Annotated in this window: 24 protein-coding genes and 1 tRNA gene; 18 read left to right on the top strand and 7 right to left on the bottom strand. The window is 72.6% G+C overall.

What is annotated here, in order from left to right:
• The first annotated feature begins 81 nt into the window (after nt 1–81).
• The 7 genes from CXQ97_RS00805 to CXQ97_RS00775 all read left to right on the top strand — a co-directional run bounded on the left by CXQ97_RS00805 (nt 82) and on the right by CXQ97_RS00775 (nt 6,890).
• The gene (locus CXQ97_RS00805; RefSeq protein WP_104178952.1) at nt 82–630 is read left to right on the top strand and encodes an HAD-IIIA family hydrolase; all 549 of its coding nucleotides are present in this window, start codon (nt 82–84) and stop codon (nt 628–630) included.
• Complete coding sequence (locus CXQ97_RS00800; RefSeq protein ID WP_104179335.1) at nt 627–1,730, top strand: glycosyltransferase family 9 protein; 1,104 nt, start codon at nt 627–629, stop codon at nt 1,728–1,730. The genes CXQ97_RS00805 and CXQ97_RS00800 overlap by 4 nt, the downstream gene beginning before the upstream one ends.
• The gene (locus CXQ97_RS00795) at nt 1,727–2,728 is read left to right on the top strand and encodes a glycosyltransferase (RefSeq protein ID WP_104178951.1); all 1,002 of its coding nucleotides are present in this window, start codon (nt 1,727–1,729) and stop codon (nt 2,726–2,728) included. The genes CXQ97_RS00800 and CXQ97_RS00795 overlap by 4 nt, the downstream gene beginning before the upstream one ends.
• Entirely contained in the window at nt 2,725–4,014 is a 1,290-nt protein-coding gene (locus CXQ97_RS00790; protein ID WP_104178950.1) for a glycosyltransferase, read from the top strand. Before CXQ97_RS00795 ends, CXQ97_RS00790 begins: the two co-directional genes overlap by 4 nt.
• 131 nt (nt 4,015–4,145) lie before the next feature.
• Nucleotides 4,146–4,718, top strand: coding sequence for an SIS domain-containing protein (locus CXQ97_RS00785; protein ID WP_258062169.1), 573 nt, complete (start codon nt 4,146–4,148; stop codon nt 4,716–4,718).
• Nucleotides 4,715–6,079, top strand: coding sequence for a PfkB family carbohydrate kinase (locus CXQ97_RS00780; RefSeq protein ID WP_104178949.1), 1,365 nt, complete (start codon nt 4,715–4,717; stop codon nt 6,077–6,079). The genes CXQ97_RS00785 and CXQ97_RS00780 overlap by 4 nt, the downstream gene beginning before the upstream one ends.
• A 64-nt stretch (nt 6,080–6,143) precedes the next feature.
• A complete protein-coding gene (locus CXQ97_RS00775) occupies nt 6,144–6,890 on the top strand; it encodes an SDR family oxidoreductase (protein WP_104178948.1) in 747 nt (248 codons plus the stop codon).
• Here CXQ97_RS00775 and CXQ97_RS00770 read toward each other — a convergent pair.
• On the bottom strand, nt 6,856–8,013 hold the full coding sequence (locus CXQ97_RS00770; protein WP_258062109.1) for a glycosyltransferase family 9 protein: 1,158 nt from the start codon (nt 8,011–8,013) through the stop codon (nt 6,856–6,858). The two genes, CXQ97_RS00775 and CXQ97_RS00770, sit on opposite strands and share 35 nt — an antisense overlap.
• A gap of 276 nt (nt 8,014–8,289) precedes the next feature.
• Between CXQ97_RS00770 and CXQ97_RS00765 the strand changes: the two genes are divergently transcribed.
• From CXQ97_RS00765 to CXQ97_RS00750, 4 genes are read left to right on the top strand one after another with little or no spacing between them, the layout of a single operon-like run.
• On the top strand, nt 8,290–9,702 hold the full coding sequence (locus tag CXQ97_RS00765; RefSeq protein ID WP_104178946.1) for an aldehyde dehydrogenase: 1,413 nt from the start codon (nt 8,290–8,292) through the stop codon (nt 9,700–9,702).
• On the top strand, nt 9,702–11,261 hold the full coding sequence (locus CXQ97_RS00760; protein ID WP_104178945.1) for a PfkB family carbohydrate kinase: 1,560 nt from the start codon (nt 9,702–9,704) through the stop codon (nt 11,259–11,261). Before CXQ97_RS00765 ends, CXQ97_RS00760 begins: the two co-directional genes overlap by 1 nt.
• Entirely contained in the window at nt 11,258–12,121 is an 864-nt protein-coding gene (locus CXQ97_RS00755) for a glycosyltransferase family 2 protein (protein ID WP_104178944.1), read from the top strand. The genes CXQ97_RS00760 and CXQ97_RS00755 overlap by 4 nt, the downstream gene beginning before the upstream one ends.
• Before the next feature lie 56 nt (nt 12,122–12,177).
• Complete coding sequence (locus CXQ97_RS00750) at nt 12,178–12,366, top strand: DUF2795 domain-containing protein (protein WP_104178943.1); 189 nt, start codon at nt 12,178–12,180, stop codon at nt 12,364–12,366.
• 253 nt (nt 12,367–12,619) lie between these two features.
• Here the strand turns inward: CXQ97_RS00750 and CXQ97_RS00745 are convergent, their stop codons facing one another.
• The 5 genes from CXQ97_RS00745 to CXQ97_RS00725 form a co-directional block, all read right to left on the bottom strand.
• Nucleotides 12,620–12,814, bottom strand: coding sequence for a hypothetical protein (locus CXQ97_RS00745; protein ID WP_104178942.1), 195 nt, complete (start codon nt 12,812–12,814; stop codon nt 12,620–12,622).
• A gap of 99 nt (nt 12,815–12,913) precedes the next feature.
• The gene (locus CXQ97_RS00740) at nt 12,914–13,387 is read right to left on the bottom strand and encodes a VOC family protein (protein WP_104179333.1); all 474 of its coding nucleotides are present in this window, start codon (nt 13,385–13,387) and stop codon (nt 12,914–12,916) included.
• 85 nt (nt 13,388–13,472) lie between these two features.
• Nucleotides 13,473–14,165 carry a hypothetical protein gene (locus tag CXQ97_RS00735; RefSeq protein WP_104178941.1) on the bottom strand — a complete coding sequence of 231 codons (693 nt, stop codon included), beginning with the start codon at nt 14,163–14,165 and terminating at the stop codon, nt 13,473–13,475.
• A 294-nt stretch (nt 14,166–14,459) separates the two neighbouring features.
• Nucleotides 14,460–14,532: transfer RNA gene (locus tag CXQ97_RS00730), tRNA-Lys, on the bottom strand.
• 148 nt (nt 14,533–14,680) lie between these two features.
• Nucleotides 14,681–15,820, bottom strand: coding sequence for a sorbosone dehydrogenase family protein (locus CXQ97_RS00725; RefSeq protein ID WP_104178940.1), 1,140 nt, complete (start codon nt 15,818–15,820; stop codon nt 14,681–14,683).
• A 108-nt stretch (nt 15,821–15,928) separates the two neighbouring features.
• On the opposite strand from CXQ97_RS00725, the gene CXQ97_RS00720 reads away from it, so the two are divergent.
• The gene (locus tag CXQ97_RS00720) at nt 15,929–16,900 is read left to right on the top strand and encodes a 2-hydroxyacid dehydrogenase (RefSeq protein ID WP_104178939.1); all 972 of its coding nucleotides are present in this window, start codon (nt 15,929–15,931) and stop codon (nt 16,898–16,900) included.
• 75 nt (nt 16,901–16,975) lie between these two features.
• On the opposite strand, the gene CXQ97_RS00715 is transcribed toward CXQ97_RS00720, so the two are convergent.
• The gene (locus CXQ97_RS00715; RefSeq protein ID WP_104178938.1) at nt 16,976–17,443 is read right to left on the bottom strand and encodes a hypothetical protein; all 468 of its coding nucleotides are present in this window, start codon (nt 17,441–17,443) and stop codon (nt 16,976–16,978) included.
• 238 nt (nt 17,444–17,681) lie between these two features.
• Here CXQ97_RS00715 and ilvD point away from each other — a divergent pair, with 238 nt between their 5' ends.
• From ilvD to CXQ97_RS00685, 6 genes are all read left to right on the top strand, one after another.
• A complete protein-coding gene (gene ilvD / locus CXQ97_RS00710; protein ID WP_104178937.1) occupies nt 17,682–19,385 on the top strand; it encodes a dihydroxy-acid dehydratase in 1,704 nt (567 codons plus the stop codon).
• A gap of 354 nt (nt 19,386–19,739) precedes the next feature.
• Entirely contained in the window at nt 19,740–21,626 is a 1,887-nt protein-coding gene (locus tag CXQ97_RS00705; RefSeq protein ID WP_104178936.1) for an acetolactate synthase large subunit, read from the top strand.
• A 2-nt stretch (nt 21,627–21,628) separates the two neighbouring features.
• On the top strand, nt 21,629–22,141 hold the full coding sequence (gene ilvN / locus CXQ97_RS00700) for an acetolactate synthase small subunit (RefSeq protein WP_104178935.1): 513 nt from the start codon (nt 21,629–21,631) through the stop codon (nt 22,139–22,141).
• A gap of 48 nt (nt 22,142–22,189) precedes the next feature.
• On the top strand, nt 22,190–23,215 hold the full coding sequence (gene ilvC, locus CXQ97_RS00695) for a ketol-acid reductoisomerase (protein ID WP_104178934.1): 1,026 nt from the start codon (nt 22,190–22,192) through the stop codon (nt 23,213–23,215).
• A gap of 142 nt (nt 23,216–23,357) precedes the next feature.
• Nucleotides 23,358–24,950, top strand: coding sequence for a phosphoglycerate dehydrogenase (gene serA / locus CXQ97_RS00690; protein ID WP_104178933.1), 1,593 nt, complete (start codon nt 23,358–23,360; stop codon nt 24,948–24,950).
• A complete protein-coding gene (locus tag CXQ97_RS00685) occupies nt 24,950–25,906 on the top strand; it encodes an acetamidase/formamidase family protein (RefSeq protein ID WP_258062108.1) in 957 nt (318 codons plus the stop codon). Before serA ends, CXQ97_RS00685 begins: the two co-directional genes overlap by 1 nt.
• Nucleotides 25,907–25,924 lie beyond the last annotated feature (18 nt).

Raw genomic sequence — 25,924 nt, 5'->3', positions numbered from 1 at the left:
CGGCCGCCGCGGGACGGGCAGGCGGAGAAGAAGTTCGGTGCGAAGTGTTTAGTACTGCTTCTTCTCGGGAACTAAGCCTGTATGCATACTTCGGCCGAACTCCCGCGGACGGCGCCCCGGGCCGTCCTGTTCGACCGCGACGGGACCATCGTCGTGGACGTCCCGTACAACGGCGACCCCTCGCTCGTGCAGCCCGTGCCGGGCGCCCGCGAGGTCCTCGACGGCCTGCGCTCGCGCGGTATCCCGGTGGGCGTGGTCACCAACCAGTCGGGCATCGCGCGGGGCTACGTGACGCGGGAGCAGGTCGACGCCGTCAACGCCCGCGTGGAGGACCTGCTCGGTCCGTTCGCGGTCTGGGAGGTCTGCCCGCACGGGACGGACGACGGCTGCTCGTGCCGCAAGCCCGGGCCCGGCATGGTCCTCGCCGCGAGTGCGCGGCTGGGCCTCGACCCGACCGACGTCGCCGTGATCGGCGACATCGGGGCCGACATGGGCGCTGCCGCGGCCGCCGGTGCCCGTGGCGTCCTCGTGCCGACCGACATCACGCTCGACGAGGAGATCCGGGACGCCCCCGCCGTCGCACGCGACCTCGCCGAGGCCGTCGAGGCCCTGTGGGCGGACACCCCGTGAGGCGGCGCGTCCTCGTCGCCCGCCTCGACAGCGCCGGCGACGTCCTGCTCGCCGGACCCGCCGTCCGCGCCGTCGCCGCCGGGGACCACGGCGACTCGCCGAACGACGTCGTCATGCTCTGCGGGCCGCAGGGCGCCGCCGCGGCCCGCCTCCTGCCCGGCGTCGTCGACGTCGTCACGTGGTCCGCGCCCTGGATCGTCGACCCGGCACCCGAACCCACGCCGGACCTGATCGCCGAACTGCACGACGCCGTCGTGGGCCTCGGCGTCGACGAGGCGGTCCTGCTGACCTCCTTCCACCAGTCGCCGCTGCCCCTCGCCCTCCTGCTCCGGCTCGCCGGGGTCCGGCGGATCGCGGGCGCCTCCGTGGACTACGCGGGGTCCCTCCTCGACGTCCGGCTCAAGCCGGGGGAGGACTTCCCGGAGGACCAGCCCGAGGCGGAACGCGCACTCGGCATCGCCGAGGCCGCGGGCTACGCGCTGCCGCCCGGCGACGACGGCCGGCTCCAGGTCACGGGCCTCACCGACGCCTCCGAGCTCGTGGGCAAGGGTCCCTACGTCGTCGTGCATCCGGGCGCGTCGGTACCCGCCCGGGCCTGGCCGCCGCTTCACCACGCGGCCGCCGTCGAGCTCCTCACCGCGGCCGGCTTCCGCGTCGTCGTCACCGGCGGGCCCGGCGAGACCGACCTGACCTCCACCGTCGCCGGACCCGAGGCACTCGACCTCGGGGGCCGGACGGACCTCGCCGCGCTGGGCTCCGTCCTCGCCGGGGCCTCGGTGGTGATCACGGGGAACACGGGGCCCGCTCACCTCGCGGCCGCCGTCGGCACGCCCGTGGTCTGCCTGTTCTCGCCCGTGGTGCCCGCGATCCGCTGGGCGCCCTACCGGATCCCCGTCGAACTGCTCGGTGACCAGGACGCCGCCTGCGCCCTCAGCCGGGCCCGCATCTGCCCCGTGCAGGGCCACCCCTGCCTGTCCACCGTGTCCCCCGAGGACGTCGTCGATGCCGTCCTCCGGCTCGGTTCCGGAGTATCGTCACTCGGCTCGCGCCGTAGCATCGGCCGCACCGACGGCCGCAGAACAACGAGGGGAAACCGATGAGGATCCTGTTATGGCATGTCCACGGCGGGTGGACCGACGCCTTCGTGCGGGGGAGCCACACCTACGTGCTGCCCACCACGCCCGACGGCGGTCCCTGGGGACTCGGACGGGCGGGCCGCGACTGGCCCGCCTCCGTCGTCGAGGTGGCGCCCTCGGACCTCGCGGACGCCGGCATCGACGTCGTCGTCCTGCAGCGCATGGAGGAGATCGCGGAGTGCGAGCGGCTGCTGGGCCGCACGCCCGGGCGGGACCTGCCGGCCGTCTTCCTCGAGCACAACACACCGCGCCGCGACATCGTCGGCACGGTGCATCCCCTGGCGGAGCAGACGGACATCCCCGTGGTGCACGTGACCTACTTCAACGACCTCTTCTGGGACAGCGGCATCGCGAGGACCACGGTGATCGAGCACGGCATCGTCGACCCGGGCTATCTCTACACGGGGGAGCTCGAGCAGCTGGCCGCCGTCATCAACGAACCGGTGCGTCGCGGACGCATCACCGGCACGGACCTGCTCCCGCGGTTCGCCGGCGTCGCACCCCTCGAGGTCTTCGGCATGGGCACGGACCGGCTCGCCGACGCACTGGACCTCGCCCCCGGGGAGCTGCGGATCGGTGGGGACCTCCCCATGGCGGAACTGCACGCCCGACTGGGGCGCTCACGGGCCTACGTGCACCCGCTGCGATGGACCTCGCTCGGGCTCTCGCTCCTGGAGGCGATGCACGTGGGACTCCCCGTGCTGGCGCTCGCCACGACGGAGGCCGCGCGTGCGGTCCCGCCGGAGGCCGGTGCGATCTCGACGAGCATCGACGACCTCGTGCGGATGGCGGCACGCCTCATCGACGACCCGGACGAGGCCCGGGCCCGAGGGCTCGTCGCACGGGAAGCGGCCCTCGCACGGTACGGGCTCGCCCGGTTCCTCGCCGACTGGGACGACGTCCTGGAGGGCGCGCCCGTGCGGCACCGGGTCCTGGCGGCAACAGAAAGGAAAGCGCAGTGAGGATATCGATGGTGTCCGAGCACGCCAGCCCCCTCGCGGCACTGGGGGGCGTCGACGCGGGCGGACAGAACGTCCACGTGGCCGAACTGTCCCTCGCACTCGCCCGCCGCGGGCACGACGTCACGGTGTACACCCGCCGCGACGACGCCGCGCTGCCCGACCGGGTCCGCACCCACCCCCGGCTGGAGGTCGTGCACGTCACCGCCGGACCGGTCGGCACCGTCCCCAAGGACATGCTGCTGCCCTACATGGGCGAGCTGGCCGAGGGCATCGTCGAGGACTGGGGCGAGGACGCGCCGGACATCGTTCACGGCCACTTCTGGATGTCGGGCCTCGCCGCGCTCGACGCCGCCCGCCAGTCGCGCAGCGCCGGCCGCCCCGTGCAGGTCGTGCAGACCTTCCACGCGCTCGGCACGGTCAAGCGCCGCCACCAGGGGGTGGAGGACACCAGCCCGTCCGAGCGGCTCATGCTGGAGGCGATGGTGGGCCGCAGCGCCGACCGCATCGTCGCGACCTGCTCCGACGAGGTGTTCGAGCTGAAGGCCATGGGCGTGCCCGGCAGCCGCGTGTCGATCGCCCCCTGCGGCGTCGACCTCGAGCTGTTCTCCCCGAGGGGACCGGTCGAGGAGCGCGGGCGTGCCCACCGGATCGTCAGCGTGGGCAGGCTCGTACCGCGCAAAGGGATGGACATCGCCATCCGGGCGATGCGCGACCTCGCCGCCCTGGGACGGGACGACGTCGAACTCGTCATCGTGGGCGGCTCCGGCACCTCGGCCCTCGAGGACGACCCCGAAGCCCAGCGGCTCCGGACGCTGGCGGCCGAGCTGGGCGTCGGCGACCGCGTGGTGCTGCGGGGCCAGGTGTCCCGCGCCGAGATGCCCGCGGTCCTGCGGAGCGCCGATGCCGTGGTCTGCGCGCCGTGGTACGAACCGTTCGGCATCGTGCCGCTCGAGGCGATGGCGTGCGGCGTCCCCGTGATCGCGGCAGCGGTCGGGGGACTGGTGGACACCGTGGTGGACGGCAAGACCGGCCTCCACGTCCCGCCCCGGGATCCGGGGGCCGTCGCGGCGGCCATCGCGGAGATGGTGTCCGACCCCGCATGGGCCACCGAGCTCGGCGGCAACGGCTACCGCCGCGTCAAGGCCCGCTACTCATGGAGCCGGATCGCCGCCGACACGGAGAAGGCCTACCAGACGGCCCTGGCCGCGGCGGCGCCCGCCCAGCAGGCCACAGCGCGGCGGAGCGCCGCGCGTCGACTCGAAAGCACGGGAGGCAGGGCACTGTGACCACTCACATCACCGACGTCACCACGGACAGGACCGCCGATCCCACGGCACCGGTCCGCGGTCCACGCCCGCACGAGCCGGGCGCCGCGACGGCCGGCCCGTCCCGCCACGAGGCGGACTCCCGGCGGCTCGTGACGGACCACCTGCGGGCCGTCGCCCCGGCCATCGAGTCCCTCCTGCAGAACGTCGGCACGCTCGCCGGCTGGGGTGTGGAGATGGCGGAGCGGCTGATGGCCGGGCAGCGCCTGCTCGCGGCCGGCAACGGCGGTTCCGCCGCCGAGGCGCAGCACCTCACCGCCGAGCTCGTGGGCCGGTTCGACGGCGACCGCGAGCCGTTCTCGGCGATCTCCCTCCATGCCGAGAGTTCGGCCGTCACGGCGATCGCCAACGACTACGGCTTCGACCGCATGTTCGCCCGCCAGGTGACCGCCCACGGGCGCCGGGGCGACATCCTCCTGCTCCTGAGCACGAGCGGGAAGAGCCCCAACCTGCTGCACGCGGTGGACGCGGCCCGGGCGGCCGGTGTCACCACGTGGGCACTGACCGCGGCGGGCCCGAACCCGCTGACCGAGTGCGTGGACGACTTCGTGGCGATCGACGCGCAGTCGGCCAACGCGCAGGAGGGCCACCTGATCGCCCTCCATGCGATCTGCAGGGCCTTCGACGCCGAGGTGCACCGCCGCCGGCAGGAGGAGCAGCGATGAGGATCGTGGTGGTGGGGGACGTCCTGCTCGACACCGACCTCTCGGGCGACGCCGGTCGCCTGTCGCCCGACGCCCCCGTGCCCGTCGTCGACGTGGACGCCGTCCGCCGCCGCGCCGGCGGGGCGGGCCTGGTGGCCCGCATGCTGGAGTCCGACGGTCACGAGGCCGTGCTCGTCACGGTCCTCGGCGAGGACGGCGCCGCCGGGCTGCTCCGCGCCGAACTCGAGGGCATCACCGTCGTCGCCGGTCCTTCCGGCGCCCCGACGCCCGTGAAGACCCGGGTACGGGCGTCCGGCCAGCCCGTCGTGCGCTTCGACGAGGGCTGCGCCACGCCGCCCGTCCCGGACTGCACCGAGGACATGCTCGCCGCGCTCGACGGGGCCGACGCCGTCATCGCGGCGGACTACGGGCGGGGACTGCTCGCCAACGAGGCACTGCGCGCGCGCCTCGAGGCCCTCGCCGCGTCCATCCCGGTGGTCTGGGATCCCCACCCCTCCGGCGCCCGGCCCGTGCCCGGTGTCGCCGCGGTGACCCCCAACATCGGTGAGGCGCTGCGGTTCGCCGAGGTGCAGGGTTCCGGTACCCGGGCCGCCGCGGCCGCCGCCGACGTCCTGCTGGCCACCTGGCGCAGCCGGGCCGTCCTCGTCACCATGGGCGAGCACGGGGCGCTCGTCGCCGCGGCGGGCCTCCTGCCGCAGGTCGTCCCCGCTCCGCGCGTCGGCGCCGCCGACCCCTGCGGCGCGGGCGACCGGTTCGCCTCCGCGCTCGCCGTCGGCCTCGCCCAGGGCGACCCGATCGACGCGGCCGCCCAGCAGGCCACGGCAGCCGCGGCGCGGTTCCTCGGCTCCGGCGGCGTGAGCGCCATGGGCCGCCGGGAGGACCCGCCGCAGCAGCTGCCGGTCGACGGCCTCGACGCCCTCGACGTCGCCCGCCGCACGCGGGAGGCGGGCGGGACCGTCGTCGCGACGGGTGGGTGCTTCGATCTCCTCCACGCGGGCCACGCCCGCACCCTCGCTGCCGCACGGCAGCTCGGCGACTGCCTGATCGTCCTCCTGAACTCCGACGAGTCGGTGCGCGGGCTCAAGGGCGAGAGCCGGCCCATCATCAAGCAGGAGGACCGCGCCGAACTGCTCTCGGCCCTCGAGTGCGTGGACGCCGTCCTCGTCTTCGGCGAGTCGACGCCGGAGAATGCCATCTCGCGCCTGCAGCCCGACATCTGGGTCAAGGGCGGGGACTACGCGGCCGAGGACCTGCCCGAAGCCGCCCTCGTGAGCAGCTGGGGCGGCAGGACGGTCACCGTCCCGTACATCCCGGCCCGCTCCACCACGAAACTTGCAGCCGCGCTCGCCCGAGTCGGCTGACGCGCTGCAGATCCGCACCCGAACCGATCCGACCGGCCGGGAGCCACGCAACGAAAGGAACGGCATGACCGAGAACACGACAGCAAGCACGGCAAGCACGGCAGCGACCACGGCGGGCAGTGGCTTCAACCCCGGACGCGTCCTGGTGACCGGCGGGGGCTCCGGCCTCGGCGCGGCCATCGTGCAGGGAGTGCTCGCGGCGGGAGGCACCCCGGTGGTGCTCGACCGCGACATCAGCCGGGTCACCGGCGTCAAGGCCTTCGAGGTCGACGTCTCCGACCGCGAGGCCGTCGAGGCGGCGGTCCGGGAGGCCGCCGAGACGATGGACGGCCTGGACGCCGTCGTCACCGCGGCCGGCATCGACCGGTGCGGCGCGCTCGACACCGTTCCCGCGGACCAGTGGGAGAAGGTGATCGGCGTGAACCTCATGGGCACCGCGTCCACCGCCCGCGCCGCCCTGCCCTACCTGAAGCAGACGCACGGCCGTGTGGTCACGATCGCCTCGACGCTGGGCATCAAGGCCGTGGGCGACGCGACGGCCTACTGCGCCTCGAAGTTCGGGGTCATGGGCTTCTCGCAGGCCCTCGCCGCGGAGACGGCCGGGCAGATCGGCGTCACGACGATCATCCCGGGCGGCATGAAGACCCGGTTCTTCGACGACCGCGACGAGCAGTACAAGCCGCAGGACGATTCACGCCTGAACGACCCCGAGCGCGTGGCCGAGGCGATCCTCTTCGCGCTCTCGCAGCCCAAGAGCTGCGAGATCCGCGAGATGGTCATCGCCCACGCAGAAGAAGGCTCGTGGCCCTGAGTTCCGCGACGTCCGCGTAGACGGCGTCGGGTGGGACCGCCGCAACGAACGAGTCGTCGTGCTCGCAGCGTTCGGCGGTCCAGCCCACCTGCCTGACGTCCACCCCGCACACGGGGCACCGGGCGACCCAGGAGAAATGCACGCGGTGGAGGCTCCGTCCCATCGCCCCCGCGTTGATGACGTTGCCGATCCAGTACACGCCGACCGTCGGGGTCCCGACCGCCTGCGCGAGGTGGCGGGGCCCGCTGTCGTTGCCGACCATCACGGCGCTGCGGTCCAGCACCCCCGTCAGCTCCCCGAGGGTGAGCTGCCCCGCGAGCGAGCGGACGTCCGCCGTCGGGTCAGTCCGCAGGGCCAGGCGGACGATCTCCTCAGCCGTCGGCACGTCGGTCGCGTCGCCGACGACCACCACCTCGCAGCCGTCCGCGGCGGCCCGCACGGCGACCTCGGCGAACGACGACGACGGCCACCGTCGGCGCGGGTCCGTGGCGCCGGGGTGCAGCGCGACCACCGGCCCGGGCCCGGTCAGCTGCGCCGCGCGCACCGCCTCCTCGGGCAGCACCTCGACGCGCGGCTCGAGGTCCTGCGCCACAGCGCCGGCCAGCCCCACCACCTCGAGGGCACGGAACACCTCGTGCTGGTAGTAGACGTACGGGATGCTCCGCTCGAGCCCCACGGCGTCGGGGGTACGCGTCCCGATGCTGTGGCGGGCGCCGAGCCGCAGGAGGAAGGGGTTGGAATTGCGCCCGCCGCCGTGGAGCTGTACGGCGAGGTCGAAGGAGCCGCTGACGGAGGCGAAGAAGCGGTCGACGGCCCGCGCGTCCTCCTCGCCGGGGCGGACACCGGGGGAGACGGGCAGCTCCAGGACCTCGGAGACCGGACCGGGCCTGCCGTCGAGCAGCGCTGCGTGTCCGGGCATGCCGAGCAGGGTGATCCGCGCCGCGGGGTAGCGGTCCTTCAGTGCGGCGATGGCCGGCAGGGCGAACATGAGGTCGCCGAGGCCGCCGCCGCGCAGGACGGCGATCCGCCGGATGTCCTCGAACGGCGCGAGCACGGGCCCGACCGACCTCGCCGCGTCCTGCCGACCGCCGAAATCGGCCGTCGTGTTCCCTTGCCGTGTCACGTTCTCCCCGTTCCTGTCGCTGCTCGACATCGTGCGCGCGGGCCCCGCCGGCCTCCCGGCCTGCGACCGGCAGGCGGGATCCCGCGCTGTCAACGCCTTCGCCGGGCGCAGGAGACCCGCTGCTCCTCCTCCCGCCACCATAGGCTAAGCGTGCTGAGGACCGCTCGGGGTGCAGAAACCGGCGTGCGCCCTGTGTGAAAGCACGGGAGGCGGGTACGGGACCACTAGCCGTGCCGCGGGACCACGCCGCGGCACCACACGACACCGAGGAGCGCAATGTCCATCAACTCCCAGGCACACACCCTGCTCGACGTGGAGGACGACGAGTCCATCACCATCTCCGATCCCCGCGACGGGAGCGAGGTGGGCACGCTGCCCTCCGCCAACCGGGACCAGGTGGCCCTGGCCGTCTCGCTGGCACGCGCCGTGCAGCCCGAGTGGGCGGCCACGAGCCCCGCGGACCGCGGTGCCGCCCTGCGGCGGGCCGCCGCGGCGCTGCGGGCCGGTGCCCGTGAACTGGCGGAACTGAACACGCGGGAGACCGGCAAGCCGCCCGCCGACGCCCTCGGCGGGGTGGAGGCCGCGATCGCCACGCTCGAGCAGTACGCGGAACTCGGCCCCGTGCACCGCGGGCTCAGCCTGCGCGGTGCCGTCACCGCCACGGACTACACCGTCGCCGAGCCGCGCGGGGTCGCCGCGCTCCTGACGCCGTGGAACGATCCCGTGGCCGTGGCCGCCGGGCTCATCGGCGCCGCGCTCGTCACGGGCAACGCCGTCATCCACAAGCCGAGCGAGCGGTGCCCCCACGTGGGGGAGCTGCTCGGACGCCTGCTGCAGCCGGCGTTCCCCGCCGGGGTCCTGACGACCCTGACGGGCGGCGCCGGGGTGGGGCAGATGATCACGATGGAGACGGGCGTGGACGTCTTCGCCCACGTCGGCTCCAGCGCCACCGGGGCCCGCATCGCCCGGGCGGCGTCGCTCACCGGCGCCCACGTCATCCGGGAGAACGGCGGCAACGACCCGCTGATCGTCGACGCCGACGTCGACCCGGTCTGGGCCGCCGGCCAGGCGGCGCTGGGCGCCTTCGCGAACAGCGGCCAGATCTGCACGTCCGTGGAACGCATCTACGTACACAGGGCCATCGCCGAGCCCTTCCTCGCCGCCCTCACCGACGAGGCACGGAGCCGCAACACGAGCGGCGATTTCGCCCCGCTCGTGGACCGCCGGATGCGGGACATCGTGGACGGGCAGGTCGCGGAGGCGATCGGACTCGGCGCACGGTGCCTGGAGGGCGGGCACGTGCCGGACGGACCGGGCGCCCACTACCCGGCGACGGTGCTCACGCACTGCACCGAGGCGATGACCGTCATGACCGAGGAGACCTTCGGTCCGGTCGCACCGGTGACCGTCGTGGACAGCTTCGAGGACGGCCTGCGCCTCGCCGCCGCCGGTCCGTACGGGCTCGCCGCGAGCGTGCTGACGGGTGCCATCGCCCACGCACAGCAGGCGATCGCCGGGTTGTCCGTCGGGACCGTCAAGGTCAACGCCGTCTTCGGCGGCGCACCCGGCGGATCGGCCCAGCCCCGCGGCATCAGCGGTGCGGGCTTCGGCTACGGGCCCGAGCTGCTCGACGAGTTCGCCCTCGTGAAGGTCGTGCACATCAGCGCCCCGCCGCAGGCCGGTGCCTGATGGACGACGCGCGGCAGGACTCCTCCCGGAGCGAGGCACTCCGGCGGCACGGCGGCACGGACGACCTCTCGGACGTCCGCGGTCTCGCCGCCTGGGTGCCCGCGGCCATCGCGGACCGCGCCCCCGGCGTCACCGTGATCGGCGACGCCATCCTGGACGGCTGGTGGAGCGGCACCAGCGAGCGTTTCTGCCGGGAGGCTCCCGCGCCGGTCGTGGACATCACCCGGCGTGACTACGCGGCCGGCGGAGCGGCGAACACCGCGATGAACCTCGCCGCGCTCGGCGCGACGGTGCGCATGTGCGGGCTGATCGGCGCCGACGACGCCGGTCGGCGGCTGCGCGGCATCCTCGAGGACGCGGGCGTGGACACCACCCACCTGCTGCAGGACCCCCGGGTCGGCACCACCACGAAGTACCGGATCATCAGCGGGGACCAGGTCATGCTGCGCCTCGACGACACGCACGACGGGCTCCCCGCGTCGGCCGTCGCCGCTCTCGCCGCGACGGTCCCCGCCGCCGTCGCCGGCGCCGACGCCGTGGTCGTCTGCGACTACGGCTCGGGCACGCTCGACGAGGAGGTCCGCGCCGCGCTCGGGCACCCGTCGGGCATCGAGGAGGGCACGCTCGTCGTCGTCGACGCCCACGACACCGCGGCGTGGGCGTCGCTCGGCCCGGACATCGTGACGCCGAACGCGCAGGAGGCCGCGCAGGTCCTCGCCGTCCGCCTCGACCCGCGCTCGGACCGGGCCGCGACGGTCGCCGGTCGGAGGGGCGAGCTCCTCGCCGCCACGAACGCCGCCGCGGTCGTCGTCACCCTGGACCGGGACGGCACCGTGCTGCTCGGCCGGGACGGCGAGGAACACCGGACGTGGGCCCGGCCCGCCACCGAGAGGCAGGCCTCCGGCGCCGGGGACACCTTCGTCGCGAGCCTCACGGCCGCGCGGGCCGCGGGCCTGCCGCTCACCACGAGCCTCGACCTCGCTCAGGCCGCCGCGGACGTCGTCGTGCACCGCCCGGGCACCTCCGTCTGCACGACGGCGGACCTCACGAGCCACCTGCAGCAGGTCGCCGACACCGCGCTGTCCACGGCCGAGCTCCTGCGGAGGGTGGAGGAGGACCGCGCGGCGGGCAGGCGCATCGTCCTGACCAACGGGTGCTTCGACGTGCTGCACCGCGGCCACACGCGCTCCCTCGACCAGGCCAAGCAGCTCGGCGACGTGCTGGTGGTCGCCCTGAACGACGACGCCGGGGTGCGCCGCCTCAAGGGCCCCGACCGGCCCATCAACCCGATCGCGGACCGCGCCGGCATCATCGCGTCCCTGAGCTGCGTCGACTACGTGACCGTCTTCTCCACCGACACCCTCGTGCCGCTGATCGAACTGCTCAGGCCCGACGTGTACGCGAAGGGCGGCGACTACACCGCGCAGATGCTCGAGGAGACCCCTGCCGTCGAAGCCGGCGGCGGACGGGTCGCCATCCTCGACTACGTCCCGGAACGCTCGACCGCGGCGGTCGTGCGCAGGATCCAGTCGGCGCCCCTGCAGGGTGACGTGCCGTGACGCCCCGCTGGTCGGGCGCATGGGCGGTGGACGCGCCCGCGGACGAAGCCGTCCTCGACGTGCTGATCCCGTCCTACGGACGACCGGCGGAACTCGCCGTGACGCTCGCGGGCCTCGCGGCGCAGGAGGGCGTCGCCTTCCGCGTCGTCGTGAGCGACCAGACCGACGGCGAGGCGGCGTCCTGGGTCCAGCCCGCGGTCCGCGCGATGGTGCGGGTCCTCGAGGCGCAGGGCCGGCCGGTCCGGCTCGAGCGGCACCTGCCGCGCAGGGGCCTGGCCGAGCACCGGCACTACCTCCTCGGACTCGCGAGCGCCCCCCTCGTCCTCTTCCTCGACAACGACGTCTGGCTCGAACCCGGGTCGCTGGACCGCATGGTCCGGGCGCTGCGGGCCGCCGGATGCGGGTTCGTGGGCTCAGCGGTCCAGGGCCTGTCCTACCTCGGCGACCGCCGGCCGCAGGAGCGCACCGAACTGACGTTCTGGCCCGGAGACGAGGTGGTGCCGGAGCGGATCCGCCCCGGCACCGAGGGCTTCGCCCGCTGGCCGCTGCACAACGCCGCGAACCTGGCCCACGCCGCCGCCGACCTCGCGCTCCCCGCCGGGGACTGGAGGCTCTACCGCGTCGCCTGGGTGGGCGGCTGCGTCCTCTTCGACCGGGAGGCCCTCGTGGACTGCGGCGGCTTCGACTTCTGGGACCGGCTGCCGCCCGGACACGCCGGGGAGGACATCGCGGCGCAGTGGCGTGTCATGGAGCGGTACGGCGGCGCGGGCATCATCCCGTCCGGTGCCGTGCACCTCGAGGCGCCGACCACGGTCACGGACCGGGACACAGACGCTGCCCGGGTGATCCTGGGCCAGTGACGGTGCTCCCGCCCCGGGAGCGCCACAGGGTACGAACCGACACGAAGGAGCACCACATGGCAGATCCGAGTCCGATCGACATCCAGAAGGCACTGGGCGGCATGGAGTACCCCGCGTCCAAGGAGGAGATCGTCCAGCACGCCAAGGACAAGGGCGCCGACGACGCCGTCCTCGAAACCCTGGGGAACCTCCCGGACCGCGAGTTCGACTCGCCGACCGATGTGAACAAGGAAGCGTCCAAGTAGTCGGTGGGCGGGCCGGGGCGTGCCGTCGGCGCGCCCCGGCCCGCCGGCCCCTCCGGAGGGACGGCCGGTCTTTGCCGAGGACGCGGCCGCGCTGCTCGGCCTCCTCATCGCGTTCCTCGGCATCCTGCTGCACCAGCTCACGGGATCGCCCGTCCCGGACGCCGTCGGGTCCCTCCTCGTTGGCGTGCTCCTCGGGGTGATCGCCGTGATCCTGATCGACCGCACCCGGCGCTTCATCGTGGGCCAGGCCGTGTCACCTGACCTGCTCGCGTCGGCGGCCCGGCGCCTGGGCGCGCACGCGGGGATCGACCGCGTGACGTACCTGCACCTCGAGTACCTGGGGCCGGAGCGCCCGTACCTCGTCGCGGCGGTGGACCGGGTGGGGGACCGCCGGGAGCAGGAGGTCGCCGTCGCCCTCCGCGCCGTGGAGCGCGACATCGAGGACCACGAGCGCATCGAGGAGGGGGTGCTCACCCTGTCCACGCCGGACGAGCCGACGCTCGACCTCGCCCCGCAGGTCCCGGCCCGTCGTCCCGGGGGCGTGACGTCAGACGGCGCTGGTCTCGCCCATCCCCTCCGCACGGGCGTCGTCCTCGGCAGGCCCGCCGGCCGCGGTCCCTGCGATGTTCACCATCCAGGAGACGCCGAAGCGATCGACGCACATGCCGAAGCTGTCGCCCCAGGGCGACTCGGACAGGGGGAGGACCGCGGTGCCGCTGCCGGCCAGGGCATCCCAGTAGCCGCGGAGCTCGGCCTCGTCGTCGCCGCTGATGGAGATCGAGTGGCCTGCCGGAGGCGTGTACTCCATGCCGTTGGGTGTGTCCGACGCCATGATCACCTGGCCCGAGGGGGTCGTCAGCATCGAGTGCATGATCTTGTCCTGCTCGGCGGGATCCTCGCTCATCTGGAACTCGCCGAAGGTGCTGCGCTGCAGGTCCCCGCCGAACACGGACTGGTAGAACTCCATCGCCTCCGCCGCGGTGTCCCTGAAGCTGAGGTAGGTGTTGATCGTCGCTGCCATGGTGTCCGCTTCCTGCCGGGTGGCCTGCGCCACGCCTCCGTGATGACAGGAGCGATTATCGTCCAGGGACGGCGTGCTGGGAAGGTCAGGGGCGGCGCTGGTCGATCGCGCCCGCGATCCTCTCCTCGAGGTCGCTGATCGTGGCATCGGGCAGGACGATCAGCCCGTCGAGTTCGCGGCGCGCACGCCGGTACGCGGTCTGCCGTTCCGCGGCCGTGGCGGCGTCGTCGACGGCTACCGTGACGAGTTTGCGGGCCGTCTCCAGCCGCTGGCGTTCGGCCGCGGTGAAGCCGCTCGCACGGACCCGCCGTGCCTCGGTCTCCGCCACCTGGAACGCGACGTCGTAGGAGGTGACGGCGGACCGGTACTCCGCGAGGTCCTCGGCGGACACGCCCGTGCGGTCCTCGGGCCGCAGGGAGTCGGCGACACGCTTGGCCCGCAGGAAGGCGACGGTGAGCGGCTCCCGGACGTCCGTCATGGTGGGGTAGTCGATCAGCTTCGCCGCGTCGAGCTCATAGGACAGCCACTTCCGGTCGACCTCGTCGTGCATGCGCTCGACGTGTTCGACGTCGCGTCCGCGTCCGCGGGACTGCAGCTGTTCGGGCTGGGCGTGGGCCCCGTGCAGGGTGGCGGGATGCTTCAGGCGGTAGAGCTCCACCTTGCGCCGGTGGCGTCGCTCGGTCGCGTCGGACCACGACTTCCCCCAGATCGCGAACACACCGGAGAGCGGGAAGACGAGCCACCAGTAGCTTCCGGCGAAGGCCAGGATTTCGTTCACGCGTCCATCGTAGGCCCGGCCCGGGGGAACCCGCCGGGCGGACGGGCGGGAGCACCCGGCGAAGGCGGCCGCCGGGACGCCTGCACGCGGCGGGAGGCCTGCACCCGGCGCGGCGGCCCAGACCCGGTGCGGGTGTGCCACGGGTATGGGCACCCGGCGCGGCGGAACGTCCGGGCGGGTCGAGGTGGGTCAGAGGAAGGGGACGTCTGCCGGTCCGGGCATCGACGGCAGGGCCCTGGAACGAACGAATCCCCGTCCTCCAGGCGGCGAGACCTGACGAACGGGGATCCGAAGTGCACCCCTCGGGACTTGAACCCGAAACCCATTGATTAAGAGTCAATTGCTCTGCCAATTGAGCTAGAGGTGCGTGGCGTTTTCCTTCCCGATTTCGCTCGGTCCGGTCATCCGCAACAGCATGAAACTCTACCAGCAGTTCGGCCGAAACATGAAACCGGCCTCCGGGCCCGTCCTCGTGGACGGTCCTCGGCGCCGGGCCACCCGTGCCCGCTGCGCGCTCAACGGGCCGCGTCCAGTCCGATGCGCAGGATCCTGGCATCACCGGACTCGTTGGTCGCCACGAGCAGGGATCCGTCCGTGCCGGCCGTGACGTCCCGCAGCCGCCCGTACTCCCCGTCGAAGTGGCTGACCGGTTCACCCGCTGTGCCGTCGCGGAGCGGGACCTGCCACAGGCGCTGCCCCCGCAGACCGCCGATGTAGGCGACGTCGGCCAGGATCGCCATGCCGCTCGGCGAGGATGCCGCCGTGGACGGCCACACCACCTGGGCGTCGATGTACCGCGCATCACCGGGCGCCCCGGTGACCTCCGGCCAGCCGTAGTTCCCACCGGGTGTCACGAGGTTCAGTTCGTCGTCCACCTCCGGGCCGAACTCCGACGCCCAGAGCCTGCCCGCCGAGTCCCAGGCGAGCCCCTGCACGTTGCGGTGTCCGAGGCTGTAGACGGGGGAGCCGGGCGTCGGGTTGTCGTCGGGGATCCCGCCGTCGGGCGTGATCCGCAGGATCTTCCCGCCGAGGCCGTCCGGGTCCTGCGCATCGTCCCGGGTGCCGGCGTCGCCGGTGCCGATGTAGAGGTGGCCGTCCGGCCCGACGGCGAGCCGCCCGCCGTTGTGGATGTCCGCCTTCGGGATGCCGGTCAGGATCGGTTCCGGGGCGCCGAGCCGGCCGTCGGTCCAGGGCATTCGCACCACGCGGTTGTCCGTGGCCGAGGTGTAGTAGGCGTAGAGCGCATCGGGTTCCGGTCCCGCACCCACGGCGAGGCCGAGCAGGCCGCCCTCGCCCGACGCGGCCGCCGCCTCCGGGATGCTGCCGATCACCTCGGTGGCGGTGCCGCTGACGCGCTTGATCTCGCCGGTCTCGCGCTCGGAGACGACGAGGCCACCGCCGTCGAGCACCACCACCGACCAGGGGAGGCCGAGCCCGGTCGCGGCATCGCCTCCATATTCGAGGCCGGGAAGCGCCGCCGGGGCTGCCGGGGGAGCAGCGGAGCCGGGGGATGCCGGGGGAGTCGCGGACGCGCCGGCGTAGAGGGGGTCGGGTTCGGGGGACGCGACGGAGCAGCCGGCCAGCCCCAGGAGGATTCCGGCGGCCGGAAGGATTCGGGTGAGGAGGCGGGCGGGTCGCTGCCGGGCGGCTGCCATGGTCCGACCCTAGGGCGGGGCCCCGGAGGTGTCCACCCCTTCCGATGTGCAGCGGGAAGGCGCCGGGGCGGGAGGGCGGCGCCGCGCCGGTCCCTCTAGGCTGGCGCCATGACGAATCCCGCCGCAGCCTCCGACACCCGGACCGTCCGCACCCTGAGCGTGCCGTCCGCCGACCTGCGCGATGCTCTCGCCGACGCCTCCCCGGCGGTCGAGGTGGTCCTCTGGGACTTCGCGACCCCGCCCGAGGGCTTCGACCCGGCGACGCTCGACGCCGCCGTCCTGCCCTACACGGGCCGCGCCCACCTCGGCGGGGCGCTGGACGCCGCCCCGAACCTGCGCCTCGTGCAGACCCAGTCCACCGGCTACGACGGCGTCGCGGACCTCGTGGGTCCCGACGTCGCCATCGCCACCGCCGCGGGCGTCCATGCCGCGGCGACCGCCGAACTCGCCGTCGGCCTCGCGCTGGCGTCCCTGCGGGGCATCGACGACGCCGTCCGGCAGCAGGCCGAGGGTCGCTGGCTCAGTGCCCGCTACCCGGGCCTCGCAGACCGCCGCGTGCTGCTCGTCGGCGTCGGCGGCATCGGGGAGGAGATCCGCAAGCGCCTGGCGACGTTCGAGGCGGAGGTGACGAGGGTCGGGAGCTCGGCGCGCGACGACGACCTGGGGCACATCCACGGGAGCAGCGAGCTCGTGGAGCTCGCGCCACGCCACGACGTCGTCATCGTGATCACGCCGCTCACGGACGCGACGCGGGGACTCATCGGTCGTGACGTGCTCGCCGCGCTGCCCGACGGCGCGCTCGTCGTGAACGTGGCCCGCGGGGCCGTCGTCGACACCGACGCGCTCACCCGGGAGGTCCTGGCAGGGAGGCTGAGGGCGGCGCTCGACGTCGTCGATCCGGAGCCGCTGCCCGCGGACCATCCGCTCTGGGGAGCTCCCGGCGTCCTCATCACGCCGCACGTCGGAGGCAACACGGGTGCGTTCCCGCCCCGGATCCTCGCGCTGCTCCGGCGCCAGATCGAGCGGATGGGCAACGGCGAGGAGCCCGCCAACCTCGTGCGGCGCGGTCCCTGGGCGTAGCCGCGCACCGGGCGGCTCCCGGCCCCGACCGGCGAGGCCCGACGACCGGTCCCGGTCCGGGCGGCAGGTCCGGGGTCAGGACATGGCGATGAACGCATCCATGAAGGACGTGAAGTCCTCGGCGTCCTCCTCCTGCCCGAGCCGCAGCGGCGTCCCCGGACCGATGTCGAGCACGGGATCGGCGGTGACCGCGAAGCGGAAGACCCGCCCGGTGCTGGTGCCCACCTCGTAGCTGCCGTCCTCGTCCCACTGCAGCGCATGCGCGAGGTTCGTCATGTTGACCTCGACCGGTACCCCCGCACCCGTGATCCCCGCGAGGTCCACCGGCGCGATCATGAGTTCGGCGGGCTTCCAGCGGTAGCCCACCACGTAGGCCGTGCCCGGGGCGGCGGCGCGGACCTCGCGTGCGTGCCGCGCCGCGAACACCAGGTTGTAGTCGCCGTAGTTCGGGATCTGCGCGTCGAAGACGCGGCGCAGGGCGTTCTTCAGCCCCTGGCCGCCGTCGAGCGGCCTGCTGGAGTCGTGCGGCTCATCGGGGGTCATATCACGCCGTTGCGGTAGGGGGCCGTCGGCCCGGGTGCCCGGGGGTTCTCCCGCCCGCGGTGCGCGCCGCCGGCGGGCCTGAGGAATCGCCCGCGAGACCCACACTGTACCGGAGGGCGGCCCTCCCGCACGAGGACCGCTCCGACGCCCCGGCTCCCCGCCGGCCGGGCGCGTACCTGCCTGTAACAGGCGGGTCACATGGCGAAACCGTCCTGTTACCCGGGCCTAGACTTCAGGCATGACCGTGGAAACAACTCCAGACATCAAGCCCAGAAGCCGCGTCGTCACGGACGGCATCCATGCGGCACCGTCCCGCGGGATGTTGCGTGCCGTCGGCATGGGCGACGACGACTTCGCCAAACCCCAGATCGGCGTCGCGAGCTCCTGGAACGAGATCACCCCCTGCAACCTGTCCCTCAACCGCCTGGCGCAGGGAGCCAAGGAGGGCGTGCATGACGGGGGAGGGTTCCCCATGCAGTTCGGCACGATCTCCGTGTCGGACGGCATCTCGATGGGCCATGAGGGGATGCACTTCTCGCTCGTCTCCCGTGAGGTCATCGCGGATTCGGTGGAGACGGTGATGCAGGCCGAACGCATCGACGGTTCCGTGCTCCTCGCCGGCTGCGACAAGTCCCTTCCGGGCATGCTCATGGCGGCGGCCCGCCTCGACCTCGCCTCCGTGTTCCTGTACGCGGGAACGATCATGCCGGGGTTCGCGAAGCTCGAGGACGGCACCGAGAAGGAGGTCACCCTCATCGACGCCTTCGAGGCGGTCGGCGCCTGCGCCGCCGGGAAGATGAGCCTGAAGGACCTCGACAGCATCGAACGCGCCGTCTGCCCCGGTGAGGGTGCCTGCGGCGGCATGTACACGGCGAACACGATGGCGTGCATCGGCGAGGCCCTCGGGATGTCCCTGCCCGGCTCGGCAGCTCCCCCCTCGGTCGACCGACGCCGCGACATGTACGCGCGGAAGTCCGGCGAGGCGGTCGTGAACCTGCTGCGCCTCGGTATCACGGCCCGCGACATCATGACGAAGAAGGCGTTCGAGAACGCCATCGCGGTCACCATGGCGTTCGGGGGCTCGACCAATGCCGTCCTCCACCTCCTAGCCATCGCCCGCGAGGCCGAGGTGGAGCTCACGCTCGACGACTTCACGCGCATCGGCGACCGGATCCCGCACCTCGGCGACCTCAAGCCCTTCGGCCGCTACGTCATGTTCGACGTGGACAAGGTGGGCGGCGTGCCGGTCATCATGAAGGCGCTGCTGGACGCAGGCCTGCTGCATGGTGACTGCCTCACGGTGACCGGCAAGACCCTCGCGGAGAACCTCGCGGAGATCGACCCGCCGGACCTCGACGGCAAGATCCTCCGTGCGCTCGACAACCCGCTTCACAAGACCGGTGGCATCACCATCCTGCACGGCTCGCTCGCTCCGGAGGGCGCCGTCGTGAAGAGCGCCGGCTTCGACGCCGACGTCTTCGAGGGCACGGCCCGCGTGTTCGAGCGTGAGCAGGGCGCCCTCGATGCGCTCGACGCCGGCGAGATCCGGGCCGGCGACGTCCTCGTGATCCGCTACGAAGGCCCCAAGGGCGGCCCCGGCATGCGCGAGATGCTCGCCATCACCGGAGCCATCAAGGGCGCCGGACTCGGCAAGGACGTGCTCCTGCTCACCGACGGGCGTTTCTCCGGCGGCACCACGGGGCTTTGCATCGGGCACGTGGCGCCCGAGGCGGTCGACGGTGGTCCCATCGCCTTCGTGCGCGACGGCGACCGCATCCGCGTCGACATCGCGGCGAAGAGCTTCGACCTCCTCGTCGACGAGGCGGAGCTCGAGCAGCGCAGGGTCGGCTGGGAGCCTCTCCCGGCCCGCTACACGAAGGGCGTCCTGGCGAAATACGCGAAGCTCGTGCACTCCGCGTCCATGGGCGCGTACACGGGCTAGGCAGGATCAGCCGGGACGGGAGCTCCTCCCGTCCCGGCGCGGGGAGCATCGGGTTAATGTCCACTAACTGGACGTCATGTCCACGATGTGAGATCGCTCGAGGGGCGGTTGACACCCTTTCGCGGGGGCGTGGAAACTACAGGTATGCAGCTCGAACCCGTAGTCGTCGTCCTTATACAGCGCGTGGCCTGAAGCCCGTCCACCCGACGACTGCAGTCACGCGCAACCCCTCGCAGAGCCCGACAAGGCCGAGGGGTTTTTTTGTTGACACGACCTGTCGGCAGGGAAGCAGCGCAGGGAAGTCCGCAGTTCAACCTGCAGCAGTGCAGCGTACGTTCCAAAGGAAGTTGTCAGATGTCCAAGGGATCGCCCATCAGCCCCGCGCTGTTGGCAGCAAGGCCAGCACCTCCCGCAGCACCCGCTCGTGACACCGCACCCGCCCGGGACACCCCGGCGAGCGCCGTCCGTGGCCCCAACAACGTCGTCGCGCCCACCCGCATGCTCGGGTCCGCGGCGATCGTCCGGTCCCTCGAGGAGCTCGGCGTCGACGACGTCTTCGGGCTCCCCGGCGGGGCGATCCTCCCCACCTACGACCCGCTGCTCGCATCCACGAAGCTCCGCCACATCCTCGTGCGGCACGAGCAGGGCGCCGGCCACGCCGCCCAGGGGTACGCGATGGTCACCGGCCGGCCCGGCGTGTGCATCGCGACGTCGGGGCCCGGAGCCACGAACCTCGTGACCGCCATCGCCGACGCCCACATGGACTCCGTGCCCATGGTCGCGATCACCGGTCAGGTGTCCAGCGCGTTCATCGGCTCGGACGCCTTCCAGGAGGCGGACATCGTCGGCATCACCATGCCGATCACGAAGCACTCCTACCTCGTCACCGACGCGCAGGACATCCCGCGCGTCCTCGCCGAGGCGTTCCACATCGCGACCACGGGACGCCCCGGCCCGGTCCTGGTGGACGTCGCCAAGGACGCCCAGCAGGCCAGCATGACGTTCTCCTGGCCGCCGAAGGTCGACATCCCCGGCTACCGGCCCGTGGTGCGGGGGCACGCCAAGCAGGTGCGCGAGGCCGCGCGCCTCATCGGCGCCTCCCAGCGGCCCGTCTTCTACGTGGGCGGCGGCGTCGTCAAGGGTCACGCGTCGGCGGAGCTGAAGGAGCTGGCGGAACTGGTCGGGGCCCCCGTGGTCACCACCCTCATGGCCCGCGGCGTCTTCCCCGACTCCCACCAGCAGCACGTGGGCATGCCCGGCATGCACGGATCCGTGTCCGCCGTGACGGCGCTGCAGCAGGCCGACCTCCTCATCACGCTCGGCGCCCGCTTCGACGACCGCGTCACCGGCGTGCTGTCCAGCTTCGCGCCCAACGCCAAGGTCATCCACGCGGACATCGACCCCGCCGAGATCTCGAAGAACCGCACGGCGGACGTCCCCATCGTCGGCTCCGTCAAGGAGATCATCCCCGAGCTCACCACCGCGGTGCGGGACACCTTCGAGGCGCAGGCCCGCCCCGACATCTCGGCCTGGTGGAGGACCATCGACCACCTGCGCGAGACCTACCCCGTGGGCTTCACCCAGCCCGACGACGGCCTCTCCGCGCCGCAGCAGGTCATCAAGCGCATCGGCGAGCTCACGGGCCCCGAGGGCGTCTTCGTCTCCGGCGTGGGGCAGCACCAGATGTGGGCCGCGCAGTTCATCCGGTACGAACGCCCGCACGCCTGGCTGAACTCCGGCGGCCTCGGCACCATGGGCTACTCGGTGCCCGCCGCGATGGGCGCCAAGGTCGGCAACCCCGACCGCGTGGTGTGGGCGATCGACGGCGACGGCTGCTTCCAGATGACCAACCAGGAACTCGCCACCTGCGTGATCAACAACATCCCCATCAAGGTCGCCGTCATCAACAACTCGTCGCTGGGGATGGTGCGGCAGTGGCAGACCCTGTTCTACGAGGGCCGCTACTCGAACACCGACCTCAACACCGGGCACGACACCGTCCGCGTGCCGGACTTCGTGAAGCTCGCCGACGCCTACGGCTGCGTGGGCCTGCGCTGCGAGCGCGACGAGGACATCGATGCGACCATCCAGCAGGCGCTGGCCATCAACGACCGCCCCGTGGTCATCGACTTCGTCGTGAGCCGGGACTCCATGGTGTGGCCGATGGTGCCCTCGGGCGTCAGCAACGACCTCATCCAGATCGCCCGGAACATGACCCCGACCTGGGAGCAGGAGGACTGACCATGGCACGACACACACTCTCCGTGCTCGTCGAGGACGTCCCCGGCGTGCTGACGCGCGTGGCCAGCCTCTTCGCCCGCCGCGCGTTCAACATCAACTCGCTGGCGGTGGGACCGACGGAGATCGCCGGCATGTCCCGCATCACCGTCGTCGTCGAGGCCGAGGGCGATCTTCTCGAGCAGGTCACCAAGCAGCTGAACAAGCTCATCAACGTCCTCAAGATCGTCGAACTGACCACCGAGCAGTCGGTGCAGCGCGACCACGTCCTGATCAAGGTGCGGGCCGACGCCGCCACGCGCCTCCAGGTCACCCAGGCCGCGGACCTGTTCCGCGCGTCCGTCGTGGACGTGGCGATCGACTCGCTGATCATCGAGGCGACGGGCACCCCCGAGAAGCTCTCGGCGCTCCAGTCCGTCCTCGAGCCGTTCGGCATCCGCGAGATCGTCCAGTCCGGCACCCTCGCCATCGGACGCGGCGCGAAGTCGATGAGCGACCGCGCCCTCCGCAGCGCCTGAGCGCACCCAGACCCTTTCCAGCACCATCCACCCCAAGGAGAAATACCCGTGACCGAGATGTTCTACGACGACGACGCCGATCTTTCCATCATCCAGGGCCGCACCGTGGCCGTCATCGGCTACGGCAGCCAGGGCCACGCCCACGCGCTCAGCCTGCGGGACTCCGGCGTCGACGTGCGCGTCGGCCTGAAGGAAGGATCGGCGTCGCGCGCCAAGGCGGAGGCCGAGGGCCTCCGGGTGCTCTCGGTGGCCGAAGCCACCGCCGAGGCCGACCTCATCATGGTCCTCACCCCCGACCAGGTGCAGCGGCACGTCTACAAGGACGACATCGCGCCGAACCTGCAGGCCGGCGACGCCCTGTTCTTCGGCCACGGCTTCAACATCCGCTTCGGCTACATCCAGCCGCCGTCCGACGTCGACGTCGCCCTCGTCGCACCCAAGGGACCCGGGCACATCGTGCGCCGCGAGTTCGAGGCCGGGCGCGGCGTCCCCGATCTCATCGCCGTCGAGCAGGACGCCTCGGGCTCGGCCCGCGACCTCGCCCTGTCCTACGCGAAGGCCATCGGCGGCACCCGGGCCGGCGTCATCGAGACGACCTTCACCGAGGAGACCGAGACCGACCTCTTCGGCGAGCAGGCCGTCCTGTGCGGCGGCGCGTCGCAGCTCGTCCAGTACGGCTTCGAGACGCTGACCGAGGCGGGCTACAAGCCCGAGGTCGCCTACTTCGAGGTGCTGCACGAGCTCAAGCTCATCGTGGACCTCATGGTCGAGGGCGGCATCGCCAAGCAGCGCTGGAGCGTCTCCGACACCGCCGAGTACGGCGACTACGTCTCAGGCCCCCGCGTCATCACGCCGGAGGTCAAGGAGAACATGAAGGCCGTCCTCGCGGACATCCAGAGCGGCGCCTTCGCGAAGCGCTTCATCGACGACCAGGACGCCGGTGCCCCCGAGTTCGCCGCGCTGCGCAAGAAGGGCGAGGACCACCCGATCGAGAGCACGGGCCGCGAACTCCGCAAGCTCTTCTCCTGGATCAAGACGAGCGACGACTACACCGAAGGCTCCGTGGCGCGCTAGCACCACCCCTCCCGGCAGGGCGCTCCCTCATGTGCCCGGCGCTCGACGACGAGCGCATGAGCGGAGCGCCCTGCCGGACGTGTGTCCGGCCCTCCCCGGACCGTCCCCCGATCCCGCCCCTCCCGTCTCCGAAGGAATCCCCGTGACCACCAAGCCCGTCGTGCTCCTCGCCGAGGAACTCTCACCCGCCACCGTCGACGCCCTCGGGCCCGATTTCGAGATCCGCAGCACCGACGGCGCCGACCGCACGCAGCTCCTCGCAGCCCTCGCGGACGTCGACGCCGTCCTGGTGCGCTCGGCCACCCGCATGGACGAGGAGGCCATCCGTGCCGCCCCGAGGCTCAAGGTCATCGCGCGGGCCGGCGTGGGGCTCGACAACGTCGACATCAAGGCGGCCACGCACGCCGGCGTCATGGTCGTGAACGCGCCGACGTCGAACATCATCTCCGCGGCCGAGCTGACGGTCGGCCACATCCTCAGCCTGGCACGCAACATCCCGCAGGCCAGCGCGGCCCTGAAGGCGGGGGAGTGGAAACGCTCGAAGTACTCGGGCACGGAGCTGTACGAGAAGAACATCGGCATCATCGGGCTCGGGCGTATCGGCGCCCTCGTCGCCGCGCGGCTGCAGGGCTTCGGCACGCAGATCCTCGCGTACGACCCCTACGTCACCTCCGCGCGGGCCGCCCAGCTCAACGTGCGGCTCGTCTCCCTCGACGAGTTGCTGCGCGAGTCGGACTTCGTGACCATCCACATGCCGAAGACACCCGAGACCGTCGGGATGCTCGGCGCAGAGGCCTTCGCGCTCATGAAGGACACCGCCTACGTGGTCAACGTGGCGCGCGGCGGCCTGGTCGACGAGCAGGCCCTCCAGACCGCCCTCGAGCAGGGACAGATCGCCGGCGCCGGTGTCGACGTCTTCGTGGCCGAACCGAGCACCGACCTCCCGTTCTTCGCCCACGACAGTGTCGTGGTGACCCCGCACCTCGGGGCGTCCACGGCCGAGGCCCAGGAGAAGGCGGGCATCTCCGTGGCGAAGTCGGTCCGGCTCGCCCTGGCCGGCGAACTCGTGCCCGACGCCGTCAACGTGGCCGGCGGCGTCATCGACCCCGCCGTCCGCCCCGGCATCCCCCTCATGGAGAAGCTCGGCCGGATCTTCACGGCGCTCACCCACGCCTCGCTCACGCAGATCGACATCGAGGTGGCCGGCGAGATCGCGGCCCTCGACGTGAAGGCGCTGGAACTCGCCGCGCTCAAGGGTGTCTTCACGGACGTCGTCTCGGAGCAGGTCTCCTACGTCAACGCGCCGGTCCTCGCCCAGCAGCGCGGGATCACCTCCCGGCTGGTCACCACCCCGGAGTCCGAGGAGTACCGCAACGTGCTGCGGCTCCGCGGGGCGCTGTCCGACGGCACGCAGATCTCCGTCGCGGGTACCCTCACGGGGCCGAAGCAGGTGGAGAAGCTCGTGGGCGTCAACGGCTACGACCTGGAGATCCCCATCAGCGACCACCTCCTGGTGCTGCTCTACACGGACCGCCCCGGCGTGATCGGGACGCTCGGCCGGCTCCTCGGGGAACGGGACATCAACATCGCCGGCATGCAGGTGGCGCGGAACAAGGAGGGCGGCGAGGCGCTGTCCCTGCTCACCGTGGACAGCTCCGTGCCGCAGGAGGTCCTCGACGCGATCCGTGCCGAGATCGGGGCCACCGTGGCCCGCGAGGTGGACCTGCAGGACTGATGGCCGGCACCGGACCCGAGGCACGCATGACCACCCACCACCTCCCCGCCGAGCAGGCGACGGCGACGCAGGTCCTCTCGCGGGACACCCCGCCCGTCCTGCGCATCGAGGCCGGCGACCGCGTCGTCGTCGGATCCCTCGACGCTCGCGGACACCTCGAACGCCAGCGGACGCCCGGCGCCGTGACGCCCTACCGGTTCCCGGACCGCCAGGGCCATGCCCTCACCGGGCCGATCGAGGTGGCCGGAGCCGTCCCGGGCGACGTACTGGGGGTGCGCTTCGAGGCACTGGAGACCGCCGACTGGGGGTGGACCGCGGCTGCGCGGCACGACGACGACTTCACCCGCCGCCTCGGCCTCGAGGGCACGGATCCCGCCTGGCTGCTGTGGGACCTCGACGCGGCGGCAGGAACGGGCACCGACCAGTACGGGCACGTCGTCCGGCTCGCCCCCTTCCTCGGGGTGGTCGGTCTGCCGCCGACCGAGCCGGGGCAGCATTCGACGACCCCGCCACGCACGGCAGGCGGCGGCAACATCGACTGCCGCGAGCTGACGGCCGGATCCACCCTGTTCCTCCCGGTCACGGTGCCCGGCGCCCTGCTGCACCTCGGCGACGGCCACGCCGCCCAGGGCGACGGCGAGGTGGGCGGCACCGCCATCGAGTGCGGCATGACGACGACGATCACCGTCGACGTCGTCCGGGACGCGCCGCTGGCGAGCATCCATGCGGTCACGCCCACCGCGCGCATCACCTTCGGCTTCGACGCCGACCTGAACCGGGCGACGGCCGATGCACTGGGAGCCATGCTCACCTGGCTCCAGCAGCTGCACGGCCTGGAGCGCAGGACCGCGCTGGCCCTCGCCAGCGCGGTGGTCGACCTCCGCGTCACGCAGATCGCCAACCGGACGTGGGGCGTCCACGCCGTGCTCGGGCACGATGCCGTGGGGCGGGCCTGAAGGCCTCCGCGCCTTCGC

This window comes from Arthrobacter sp. B0490, from assembly GCF_002929355.1.
GTDB lineage: Bacteria > Actinomycetota > Actinomycetes > Actinomycetales > Micrococcaceae > Arthrobacter_D.
Note: the sequence above shows the minus strand (reverse complement) of the source record. Positions and strands in the feature narration are given on the sequence as shown.

Coding starts and splice junctions, on each gene's coding strand:
- CXQ97_RS00720 (WP_104178939.1), top strand. CDS start 15,929: ATGACGAATCCCGCCGCAGCCTCCGACACCCGGACCGTCCGCACCCTG.
- CXQ97_RS00805 (WP_104178952.1), top strand. CDS start 82: ATGCATACTTCGGCCGAACTCCCGCGGACGGCGCCCCGGGCCGTCCTG.
- CXQ97_RS00725 (WP_104178940.1), bottom strand. CDS start 15,820: ATGGCAGCCGCCCGGCAGCGACCCGCCCGCCTCCTCACCCGAATCCTT.
- CXQ97_RS00715 (WP_104178938.1), bottom strand. CDS start 17,443: ATGACCCCCGATGAGCCGCACGACTCCAGCAGGCCGCTCGACGGCGGC.
- ilvD (WP_104178937.1), top strand. CDS start 17,682: ATGACCGTGGAAACAACTCCAGACATCAAGCCCAGAAGCCGCGTCGTC.
- ilvN (WP_104178935.1), top strand. CDS start 21,629: ATGGCACGACACACACTCTCCGTGCTCGTCGAGGACGTCCCCGGCGTG.
- CXQ97_RS00705 (WP_104178936.1), top strand. CDS start 19,740: ATGTCCAAGGGATCGCCCATCAGCCCCGCGCTGTTGGCAGCAAGGCCA.
- CXQ97_RS00780 (WP_104178949.1), top strand. CDS start 4,715: ATGAGGATCGTGGTGGTGGGGGACGTCCTGCTCGACACCGACCTCTCG.
- CXQ97_RS00775 (WP_104178948.1), top strand. CDS start 6,144: ATGACCGAGAACACGACAGCAAGCACGGCAAGCACGGCAGCGACCACG.
- CXQ97_RS00765 (WP_104178946.1), top strand. CDS start 8,290: ATGTCCATCAACTCCCAGGCACACACCCTGCTCGACGTGGAGGACGAC.
- CXQ97_RS00760 (WP_104178945.1), top strand. CDS start 9,702: ATGGACGACGCGCGGCAGGACTCCTCCCGGAGCGAGGCACTCCGGCGG.
- CXQ97_RS00750 (WP_104178943.1), top strand. CDS start 12,178: ATGGCAGATCCGAGTCCGATCGACATCCAGAAGGCACTGGGCGGCATG.
- CXQ97_RS00740 (WP_104179333.1), bottom strand. CDS start 13,387: ATGGCAGCGACGATCAACACCTACCTCAGCTTCAGGGACACCGCGGCG.
- CXQ97_RS00685 (WP_258062108.1), top strand. CDS start 24,950: ATGGCCGGCACCGGACCCGAGGCACGCATGACCACCCACCACCTCCCC.
- CXQ97_RS00795 (WP_104178951.1), top strand. CDS start 1,727: ATGAGGATCCTGTTATGGCATGTCCACGGCGGGTGGACCGACGCCTTC.